Origin of the sequence: Streptomyces sp. UNOC14_S4 (assembly GCF_020740835.1) — a bacterium.
Classification (GTDB): Bacteria; Actinomycetota; Actinomycetes; order Streptomycetales; family Streptomycetaceae; genus Streptomyces.
The window spans coordinates 1-9,961 of the sequence record NZ_JAINFC010000283.1 but is presented as its reverse complement, the minus strand read 5'-3'; the positions used below and the strand labels follow the sequence as shown (position 1 = coordinate 9,961).

Sequence of the window (9,961 nt, the reverse complement as noted above, 5' to 3'; positions counted from 1 at the left end):
GCCGCGTGCGATGTGGGGCAGGGGGACGCGCTCGTGCTCGCGGCGGGGGAGGGCCGCGCCGTGGTCGTGGACGCGGGCCCGGAGCCCCGTGCCGTCGACCGCTGTCTGCGGGCCCTCGGGGTGGAGCGGGTGCCGTTGCTGATACTCAGTCATTTCCACGCGGACCACGTGGACGGCCTGCCGGGTGTGCTGCGGGGCAGGGCGGTCGGAGCGATCGAGACGACGCCGTTCGCGGAACCGCCCGGTCAGGTCATGTTCGTGCGCCGCACGGCGGAGCAGGCGGGCATCCCGGTCGTGGAAGCCGTGCCGGGGGAGCGGCGTCGCCTGGGGGAGCTGTCGTGGGAGGTGCTGTGGCCGCCGTCGGCGATACTGGGAGGAGCCGCGACAGCAGCCGCGGAGGACGGGCCGAACGACGCGAGCGTGACCCTGCTGGTGCACAGCGCGGGGCTGTCCCTGCTCCTGCTCGGCGACCTCGAACCGCCCGCGCAGCGGGCGCTGCTGGAGGCCCATCCCGAGTTGCCGTCGGTGGACGTCCTCAAGGTCGCCCACCACGGCTCCGCCTACCAGGACCCCGAGCTGATACACAGGCTCCGTCCGCGGCTGGCCGTCGTGTCCGTGGGCGCGGGCAACCCGTACGGTCACCCGTCGCCGCGCACGCTCGCGGAGCTGGGGGCGCAAGGGGCGGCGGTGCTGCGTACGGACACGGACGGCCCGGTGGCGGTGACGTCCGACGCGACGGCGGTCACGCCACCGTGACCGCCACGCTCGTTCCCGCTGTGACCGCCGCGACCGCCACGCTCGTTCCCGGCGTGACCGGGCCGTGGGGCTCCGGCAGGGCTACCGCGTCACTCGGTCTCGAGCCAGCCGTCGTACTCCTCGGCGAGCTCGCGCAGCGCGACGACGTCCAGCGAGCCGCTCGTGTCCTCCAGGACCACGAGCCACTGGGCGTCCTCCGCGTCATCCTCGCCGGCGAGGGCCTCGCGCACGACCTGCGGGTCGTCCTCGAGGTCGAAGCGCCGGGCCGCTTCCTCCGCCACCTCGTCGGCGGTGTCGCGGTCGGGCAGCACCAGCAGGTGCCGTACGGGGTCGTCCCCGGAGTAAGCGGAGGACGGCGGGGAAACCGGGCGCGAAGAGACCGGATAAGAAGAGGAAACGCTGCTCACAACGCTCATTGTGCGGTATGCCCCGACGGGCGCGACGTGGGGTGTGCCTCTGACGTACGGAGGGGTCGGGGAGGCGGTGCGGGCGGGAGTGCCAGCGGCTCGTGGGATGCTGGACGCGATGGCCAGGAAGACTGCAACCGACGACCTTCTCGCCCCCGTCACGCTCGCCGTGGGCCAGGAGGACCTCCTCTTGGACCGCGCCGTGCGCGAGGTGGTGGACGCCGCCCGTGCCGCCGACGCGGACACCGACGTACGGGACCTCACCTCCGACCAGCTCCAGCCCGGCACGTTGGCGGAGCTGACCAGCCCGTCGCTGTTCGCCGAGCGCAAGGTCGTGATCGTGCGCAACGCGCAGGACCTGTCGGCGGACTCGGTCAAGGACGTGAAGGGCTATCTCGCCGCGCCCGCCGAGGAGATCACCCTCGTCCTGCTGCACGCGGGCGGGGCGAAGGGCAAGGGCCTGCTGGACGCGGCGCGCAAGGCCGGGGCCCGCGAAGTCGCCTGCCCCAAGATGACCAAGCCCGCGGACCGGCTGGCGTTCGTCCGTTCGGAGTTCCGCGCGACCGGCCGCTCCGCGACCCCCGAGGCCTGCCAGGCCCTGGTGGACGCGATCGGCAGCGACCTGCGCGAGCTCGCGAGCGCCTGTGCCCAGCTCGTCGCCGACATCGAGGGCACCATCGACGAGTCCGTCGTGGCCCGCTACTACACGGGCCGTGCCGAGGCGTCCAGCTTCACTGTCGCCGACCGTGCCGTGGAGGGCCGTGCCGCCGAGGCTCTGGAGGCCCTCCGCTGGGCCATCTCCACCGGCGTCGCCCCCGTGCTGATCACCAGCGCCCTCGCCCAGGGCGTCCGCGCGATCGGCAAGCTCGCCTCCGCGCCGAGGGGCGCCCGCCCGGGCGACCTCGCCCGCGACCTGGGCATGCCGCCGTGGAAGATCGACCGCGTGCGGCAGCAGATGCGGGGATGGACGGCGGACGGGGTGGCCGTGGCGCTGCGCGCGGTGGCAGAGGCGGACGCGGGCGTGAAGGGCGGGGGCGACGACCCGGAGTACGCCCTGGAAAAAGCGGTCGTCACCATCGCCCGAGCGGCGCGATCCCGCAACCTGTAGGCCACCCACCGGGGGCTCCGCCCCCGGACCCCCGTGGTGGTCGGTTGCGGCCGGTGGTCCGGTTGTGCCCACCCGTTCCGCCCTTTGCGGAACGCATGCCCACAACCAGGGGGGAGGGGCGTACGGCGACCGCGCCCCTTCAGGGGCGCGGGGAACTGCGCGACCAGCCCCCACCGGCCCGCAGCCGAACGCGATCGGACCACCGGCCCGCGGGCAAACGACAGGCGCAGGCAAGGCGAACGAACCGGGGCCCGGGGGCAGAGCCCCCCGGATACGCCGAAAGGCCCCGCCTCCGCCCTGGGGAAGGGCAAAGGCAGGGCCTTTCAGGAAATCACCGAGCCGTGAGACTCACGGCTCAACAGACCGCACCTACGTGGCGAACGTCCGCGTGCGGTCGGGTTTGCCGGGACGGAGCGGTTGAGAGGGTCCGCTGCACCCGCACCGGCGGGGTCGGGGCCGCCGAAAGCGGGAAAGGCCCCGGGAAGGACGTCAGCCCTTGAGCGCCGCGACCTGCTTGGCCAGCGCCGACTTCTTGTTGGCGGCGGCGTTCTTGTGCAGAACACCCTTGCTGGCGGCCTTGTCGAGCTTCTTGCCGGCCAGGGCGACGGCAGCGGTGGCCTTCTCCACGTCACCGGCGGCGATGGCCTCGCGAGCCGAGCGGACGAAGGTCTTGACCCCGGACTTGACGGCCTTGTTGCGCAGGCGCGCCTTCTCGTTGGTCTTGTTCCGCTTGATCTGGGACTTGATGTTCGCCACGAAAAGAGCCTTTTCAGGTTCGTCGGATTTCGAAAGTGTGCCCGCGACGTGTAGAGGGCACGCCAGGCACAGTGGTCCAGACTACCAGCAGGCTCTCCGGCCTCCCAAACCGGACCGTACCCGCCGCTCATGGGACCATGGAAGGGTCGTATACCCCGACTCCCGCCGAGACTGGCGTGCGAACGCCGAAGTCACCGAATGGATCCTGCGTGCCCGCGACCCCTACCAACGTGCCCGAGCCGAGCCGTACCGACCCGGCTCTGATCCGCAACTTCTGCATCATCGCGCACATCGACCACGGCAAGTCCACGCTCGCCGACCGGATGCTCCAGCTGACCGGTGTGGTCGACCAGCGGCAGATGCGCGCGCAGTACCTCGACCGGATGGACATCGAGCGCGAGCGCGGCATCACGATCAAGTCGCAGGCGGTCCGTCTCCCCTGGGCCCCCACCGACACCGAGGGTGCGGGTACCCACATCCTCAACATGATCGACACCCCCGGCCACGTCGACTTCACCTATGAGGTCTCCCGCTCCCTCGCCGCGTGCGAGGGCTGCATCCTCCTGGTGGACGCGGCCCAGGGCATCGAGGCCCAGACTCTCGCCAACCTCTACCTGGCGATGGAGAACGACCTCACGATCATCCCGGTCCTCAACAAGATCGACCTGCCCGCCGCCCAGCCGGAGAAGTTCGCCGCCGAGCTGGCGAACCTGGTCGGCTGCGACCCGTCCGACGTGCTCAAGGTCTCCGCCAAGACCGGCGTCGGCGTGCCCGAGCTGCTGGACCGCGTCGTGCGCGACGTCCCGGCCCCGGTCGGCGTCAAGGACGCGCCCGCCCGCGCGATGATCTTCGACTCGGTCTACGACGCCTACCGCGGCGTGGTGACGTATGTGAAGGTCGTCGACGGCACGCTCAAGAAGCGCGAGCGCATCAAGATGATGTCCACGGGCGCCGCGCACGAGCTGCTGGAGATCGGCACCAACTCGCCCGAGATGCTGGCGGCCGACGGTCTGTCCGTCGGCGAGGTGGGCTACCTGATCACCGGTGTGAAGGACGTCCGCCAGTCGAAGGTGGGTGACACCATCACCCAGTTCCAGGGCGGTGCCACCGACGCCCTGGGCGGCTACAAGGACCCGAAGCCGATGGTCTTCTCGGGCCTGTACCCGCTGGACGGCTCGGACTACCCGGAGCTGCGCGAGGCCCTCGACAAGCTCCAGCTCAACGACGCGGCCCTGGTCTACGAGCCGGAGACCTCCGCGGCCCTCGGCTTCGGCTTCCGCGTGGGCTTCCTCGGCCTGCTCCACCTGGAGGTCATCCGCGAGCGCCTGGAGCGCGAGTTCGGCCTCGACCTGATCGCCACCGCGCCCAACGTGGTCTACCGCGTGATCATGGAGGACGGCTCGGAGCACGAGGTCACCAACCCGAGCGAGTTCCCCACCGGCAAGATCGACGAGGTGCACGAGCCCGTCGTCCGCGCCACGATCCTCGCCCCCAGCGAGTTCATCGGCGCGATCATGGAGCTGTGCCAGACCCGGCGCGGCACCCTGCTCGGCATGGACTACCTCTCCGAGGACCGCGTCGAGATCCGCTACACGCTGCCCCTCGCCGAGGTCGTCTTCGACTTCTTCGACCAGCTCAAGTCGAAGACCCGCGGTTACGCCTCGCTCGACTACGAGCCCACCGGCGAGCAGATCTCCGACCTCGTCAAGGTCGACATCCTGCTGCACGGCGACAAGGTCGACGCGTTCTCCGCGATCACGCACAAGGACAAGGCGTACGCGTACGGCGTGCGGCTCGTCGCCAAGCTGCGCGAGCTCATCCCGCGGCAGAACTTCGAGGTGCCGATCCAGGCGGCCATCGGCGCCCGGGTCATCGCCCGTGAGACCGTCCGCGCCATCCGCAAGGACGTCCTCGCCAAGTGCTACGGCGGTGACATCTCCCGTAAGCGGAAGCTGCTGGAGAAGCAGAAGGAGGGCAAGAAGCGGATGAAGATGGTCGGCAGCGTCGAGGTGCCGCAGGAGGCCTTCATCGCGGTGCTGTCCTCGGACGAGGGCGGCGAGAAGAAGAAGTAACCGCAAGAAGAAGTAACCGCGGGCGCGGCGCACGGAGCCCGAAGCCGCGGCAAGAGCAGGAAACAGCCGCGCGCCGACGCCTCCGCGGACGCCGTCCACGGCCCGGAAGTGCCCGTTCCCCCGGGGGACGGGCACTTCCCGTATACGGAACGCACCCTTCTGTATGGATGCGCGCAGAACGCATAAACCCCGTCGGTCACAGCTTTGGCAAGGCAACTACAGACCCTTACGCAGCCGCCGCGCGGGCTCTAGTCTGATCACTGCGCGGGAGGTTACTCGCGAGTCACCAAGCAACGAACCGGGCACCGGAGGACGCCGTGACCGAGACACAGGCTTTGATCGAGAACCGTCCGCCCTCCGTGGCGACGATCCTCGTCGAACGGGTCGAGGCGACCCCCGACGCCGAGGCGTACCGCTACCCGGTGCCCTCCCCGTCCGGCGAGCGCCCCGACGCCTGGGCCTCGCTCACCTGGCGGGAGGCGGCCGACCGCGTCTTCGCCATCGCCGCCGGGCTGATCGACCTGGGCGTACGCCCCGAGGAGCGCGTCGCGCTCGCCGCCGCCACCCGGGTCGAGTGGATACTCGCCGACCTCGGAGTGCTCTGCTCCGGCGCCGCCACCACCACCGTCTACCCCAGCACCAACGCCGACGAGACGGCCTTCATCCTCGCCGACTCCGGGAGCCGGGTCCTGATCGCCGAGGACGCCGCCCAGCTCGCCAAGGCCCGTGAGCACCGCGCCGAGCTGCCCGACCTCGCCCACGTCGTGGTGATCGAGGCCGGGGACGCCGTCCCCGCCGAGGGCGACCCCGAGGGCTGGGTGCTCTCCCTCGCCGAGCTGGAGCGCCGCGGCGCCGCCCGCCTGGAGGCGGACCCCGGAGCCGTCAAGGAGCGCATCGACGCCCTCCGCGCCGAACAGCTCGCCACCCTGATCTACACCTCCGGCACCACCGGCCGCCCCAAGGGCGTACGGCTGACCCACGACTCCTGGTCGTACCTGGCCCGCGCCATCCAGGCCTCCGGCCTCGTGCGCTCCGACGACGTGCAGTACCTCTGGCTGCCGCTCGCGCACGTCTTCGGCAAGGTGCTCACCGTCAGCCACATCAGCACCGGGCATGTCACGGCCGTGGACGGGCGCGCGGACCGCATCGTGGAGAACCTCGCCGTCGTCCGCCCCACCTACATGGCCTCCGTCCCGCGCATCTTCGAGAAGGTCTACAACGGCGTCGCGGCCAAGGCGCGCGAGGGCGGCGGGGCCAAGTACAAGATCTTCCACTGGGCGGCCGAGGTCGCCCGCGAGTACGCGAGGACCTCCCAGGACAACTTCCGGCGCACGGGCAGCAGGAGCGTCCCCTTCGGGCTCGCCGCCAGGCACAAGGTCGCCGACGCCCTCGTCTACGCCAAGATCCGCGAGGCCTTCGGCGGCAGGCTGCGGGCGTGCGTCTCCGGCGCCTCCGCCCTCGCCCCGGACATCGGCCTCTTCTTCTCCGGCGCGGGCATCCACATCCTGGAGGGCTACGGCCTCACGGAGACCAGCGCCGCCAGCTTTGTCAACCCCGGCGAGTCCTACCGCACCGGCACCGTCGGCAAGCCGCTGCCCGGCACGGAGGTCCGGATCGCCGACGACGGCGAGATCCTGCTGCGCGGCCCCGGCGTCATGGCGGGCTACCACGGGCTGCCCGAGAAGACCGCGGAGGTCCTGGAGAGCGACGGCTGGTTCCACACCGGCGACATCGGTGAGCTCTCCCCGGACGGCTATCTGCGCATCACCGACCGCAAGAAGGACCTGATCAAGACCTCGGGCGGCAAGTACGTCGCCCCCGCCGAGATCGAGGGCCGGTTCAAGGCGGTGTGCCCCTTCGCCTCCAACATCCTGGTGCACGGCGCCGACCGCAACTACTGCACGGCCCTCGTCGCCCTCGACGAGCCCACGCTCATGGTCTGGGCGGCCGAGCACGGCCTGGGCGGCAGGAGCTACGCCGAGGTGGTCGCCGCCGAGGAGACCCGGGAACTCGTCGACGGCTATGTGCGGCGCCTCAACGAGGGCCTCCAGCGCTGGCAGACGATCAAGAAGTTCCGCCTCCTCCCGCGCGACCTCGACGTCGAGCACGGCGAACTCACCCCGAGCCTGAAGCTGAAGCGGCCGGTGGTCGAGCGGGAGTACAAGGGCTTGATCGAGGAGATGTACGCGGGTGCGCGCGAGCTCTGACCCCGGCCTTACGCCGGGGCTGCGTCCCTGGGCCCCCGTTGCGCCTATCGGGTTGCCACCCGGGCCCGGTGCGCGGCTGCGGGCTGTCGACGGCTGGTCGCGCAGTTCCCCGCGCCCCTAAAGGGGCACGCCCACCACCGGGGGTCCGGGGGCGGCAGCCCCCGGTGGCCGGCCGCTTCGGCACGGTTCCCGATGCCGGACAATGGGCGTATGCCTTCCGTACTGCCTGACGGCGAACCCATGCCCGAGGACGGGGCGCTGCCCCACCACGCCCTGGCGGGCGCCGGGCAGCGGCCGCTCGGCTTCTACCTGCACGTGCCGTACTGCGCGACGCGCTGCGGGTACTGCGACTTCAACACCTACACCGCGAACGAGCTGCGCGGCTCCGGCGGCGCCCTCGCCTCCCGGGAGAACTACGCCGAGACGCTCACCGAGGAGATCCGCCTCGCGCGGAAGGTGCTGGGCGACGACCCGCGGCCCGTGGAGACCGTCTTCGTCGGCGGCGGCACGCCCACGCTGCTGCCCGCCGCCGACCTCGTACGGATGCTGGGCGCGATCCGCGACGAGTTCGGGCTCGCCGAGGACGCGGAGATCACCACCGAGGCCAACCCCGAGTCCGTCGACCCCCGCTACCTGGCGGAGCTGCGGGAGGGCGGCTTCAACCGGATCTCCTTCGGCATGCAGAGCGCCCGGCAGCACGTCCTGAGGATTCTCGACCGTACGCACACCCCGGGCCGCCCGGAGGCGTGTGTCGGCGAGGCGCGGGCCGCCGGTTTCGAGCACGTCAACCTGGACCTGATCTACGGCACACCGGGCGAGTCGGACGACGACTGGCGGGCCTCCCTGGACGCCGCGATCGGCGCCGGTCCCGATCACGTCTCGGCGTACGCGCTGATCGTCGAGGAGGGCACCCAGCTCGCCCGCCGCATCCGCCGCGGCGAGGTCCCCATGACCGACGACGACGTGCACGCCGACCGCTACCTCATCGCCGAGGAAGCGCTCACCGCCGCGGGCTTCGGCTGGTACGAGGTCTCCAACTGGGCCACCGGCGAGGCCGGGCGCTGCCGCCACAACGAGCTCTACTGGCGCGGCGCCGACTGGTGGGGCGCGGGCCCCGGCGCGCACTCCCATGTCGGGGGTGTGCGGTGGTGGAACGTCAAGCACCCGGGCGCCTACGCGCAGGCCCTCGCCGAAGGACGCTCCCCGGGGGCGGGCCGCGAGGTCCTCCCCGACGAGGACCGCCGCGTCGAACGCATCCTGCTGGAACTGCGCCTGATCGACGGCTGCCCGCTCTCCCTCCTGAAGCCGGCGGGCGCGCGCGCCGCGGAACGCGCCCTGGCGGACGGCCTCCTGGAGTCCGCCCCCTACGCGGCGGGCCGCGCGGTCCTGACCCTGCGGGGGCGTCTGCTGGCGGACGCGGTGGTCCGCGACCTGGTCGACTGACCCGCCGTCGCCGCCTGCGGCGGGGGCGGCCTCCGGCCGCGTCCTCAAACGCCGGACGGGCTGGATGGACTCACCCCACCGTCACAAAATCGATCAACTCCTCCACCCGCCCCAACAGCTCCGGCTCCAGGTCCTTATAAGACCGCACGGACCCCAGAATGCGCTGCCACGCCGCCCCCGTGTGCTCAGGCCAGCGCAGCGCCCGGCAGACGCCCGTCTTCCAGTCCTCGCCCCGCGGGACGCGCGGCCACGCCGGGATGCCCACGGCGGACGGCTTCACGGCCTCCCATACGTCGATGTAGGGGTGGCCCACCACCAGGACGTTCTCGTCCGTGACCGAGGCCGCGATGCGGGACTCCTTCGAGCCGGGCACCAGGTGGTCGACGAGGACGCCCAGGCGCGCGTCGGGCCCGGGGGAGAAGGAGCGCACGATCGACGGGAGGTCGTCGATACCCTCCAGGTACTCCACGACCACGCCCTCGATGCGCAGGTCGTCGCCCCACACCCGCTCCACGAGCTCCGCGTCGTGGCGCCCCTCCACATAGATGCGCCCGGCGCGCGCCACCCGTGCCCGCGCCCCCGGGACGGCGATCGAGCCGGAGGCCGTACGGCCAGGACCGACCCCACTGGCCCTGCCGGCCCCGCCGAGCCCACCGGCCGGGCCCTGCTGCGCGTGCGGGGCCGTAGGGCTGGGGCGTACGAGCGTGACGACGCGCCCCTCCAGCAGGAAGCCGCGCGGCTCCATCGGGAAGACCCGGTGCTTGCCGAAGCGGTCCTCCAGGGTGACCGTCGGCCCCTGCGCCGTCTTCTCGCAGCGGATCACCGCCCCGCAGAAGCCCGTGGTGACCTCCTCGACCACGAGATCGGGTTCCGCGGGCACCTCGGGAGCGGGCTGCCGGCGCTTCCACGGAGGGGTGAGATCGGGCCCGTACTGTCTGCTGCGCATGCGGGCCATTGTGGATCACCCGCGTGGCCGCCGAATGGCTTACGACACGCCGAAACGGTCCGCGAGCGCGTCCCGCTGCCGCCGTACGAACGCCGCGTCCACGGCCGCGCCGTGCCCCGGCACGTACACCGCGTCGTCCCCGCCCAGCGCCAGCAGCCGGTCCAGGGCCGCGGACCAGCGGCGGGGGAGCGCGTCCGGGCCCGCCTGCGGCTCGCCCGACTCCTCGACCAGGTCGCCGCAGAAGACGACCTCCGGCGCGTCGCCCC

8 protein-coding genes and 1 pseudogene are annotated in these 9,961 nt (G+C 71.9%); 5 read left to right on the top strand and 4 right to left on the bottom strand.

Translation table 11 applies throughout. The features are described from left to right. Window positions 1-756: ComEC/Rec2 family competence protein (locus K6I34_RS23260; protein WP_229328275.1), on the top strand; the 756-nt coding region annotated here is incomplete at its 5' end. Between the two features lie 89 nt (window positions 757-845). Here K6I34_RS23260 and K6I34_RS23255 read toward each other — a convergent pair. After that, window positions 846-1,067 carry a hypothetical protein gene (locus tag K6I34_RS23255; protein WP_229328276.1) on the bottom strand — a complete coding sequence of 74 codons (222 nt, stop codon included), beginning with the start codon at window positions 1,065-1,067 and terminating at the stop codon, window positions 846-848. A 214-nt stretch (window positions 1,068-1,281) separates the two neighbouring features. On the opposite strand from K6I34_RS23255, the gene holA reads away from it, so the two are divergent. Then, on the top strand, window positions 1,282-2,271 hold the full coding sequence (gene holA, locus K6I34_RS23250; protein ID WP_229328274.1) for a DNA polymerase III subunit delta: 990 nt from the start codon (window positions 1,282-1,284) through the stop codon (window positions 2,269-2,271). A 489-nt stretch (window positions 2,272-2,760) separates the two neighbouring features. Here holA and rpsT read toward each other — a convergent pair whose 3' ends face one another. Further along, on the bottom strand, window positions 2,761-3,027 hold the full coding sequence (gene rpsT / locus K6I34_RS23245) for a 30S ribosomal protein S20 (protein WP_229328273.1): 267 nt from the start codon (window positions 3,025-3,027) through the stop codon (window positions 2,761-2,763). Window positions 3,028-3,236: 209 nt separating this feature from the next. On the opposite strand from rpsT, the gene lepA reads away from it, so the two are divergent. The 3 genes from lepA to hemW all read left to right on the top strand — a co-directional run bounded on the left by lepA (window position 3,237) and on the right by hemW (window position 8,749). Next, window positions 3,237-5,099 (top strand): translation elongation factor 4, encoded by a 1,863-nt coding sequence (gene lepA, locus K6I34_RS23240; protein ID WP_229328272.1) that lies wholly within the window; start codon window positions 3,237-3,239, stop codon window positions 5,097-5,099. Between the two features lie 317 nt (window positions 5,100-5,416). Next, window positions 5,417-7,306, top strand: a complete 1,890-nt coding sequence (locus K6I34_RS23235) for a long-chain fatty acid--CoA ligase (RefSeq protein WP_229328271.1) — start codon at window positions 5,417-5,419, stop codon at window positions 7,304-7,306. 210 nt (window positions 7,307-7,516) lie between these two features. After that, window positions 7,517-8,749 carry a radical SAM family heme chaperone HemW gene (gene hemW / locus K6I34_RS23230; protein ID WP_229328270.1) on the top strand — a complete coding sequence of 411 codons (1,233 nt, stop codon included), beginning with the start codon at window positions 7,517-7,519 and terminating at the stop codon, window positions 8,747-8,749. Window positions 8,750-8,819: 70 nt separating this feature from the next. Here the strand turns inward: hemW and K6I34_RS23225 are convergent, their stop codons facing one another. Together K6I34_RS23225 and K6I34_RS23220 are read right to left on the bottom strand one after the other, a co-directional pair. Beyond that, a complete protein-coding gene (locus K6I34_RS23225) occupies window positions 8,820-9,695 on the bottom strand; it encodes a DUF3097 domain-containing protein (RefSeq protein ID WP_229328269.1) in 876 nt (291 codons plus the stop codon). A 39-nt stretch (window positions 9,696-9,734) separates the two neighbouring features. Further along, window positions 9,735-9,961: pseudogene (locus K6I34_RS23220) on the bottom strand (MBL fold metallo-hydrolase); the annotation flags it as partial.

Excerpts from the sequence above, each read along its gene's own strand:
- hemW (WP_229328270.1), top strand. The coding sequence starts at position 7,517 with ATGCCTTCCGTACTGCCTGACGGCGAACCCATGCCCGAGGACGGGGCG.
- K6I34_RS23225 (WP_229328269.1), bottom strand. The coding sequence starts at position 9,695 with ATGCGCAGCAGACAGTACGGGCCCGATCTCACCCCTCCGTGGAAGCGC.
- holA (WP_229328274.1), top strand. The coding sequence starts at position 1,282 with ATGGCCAGGAAGACTGCAACCGACGACCTTCTCGCCCCCGTCACGCTC.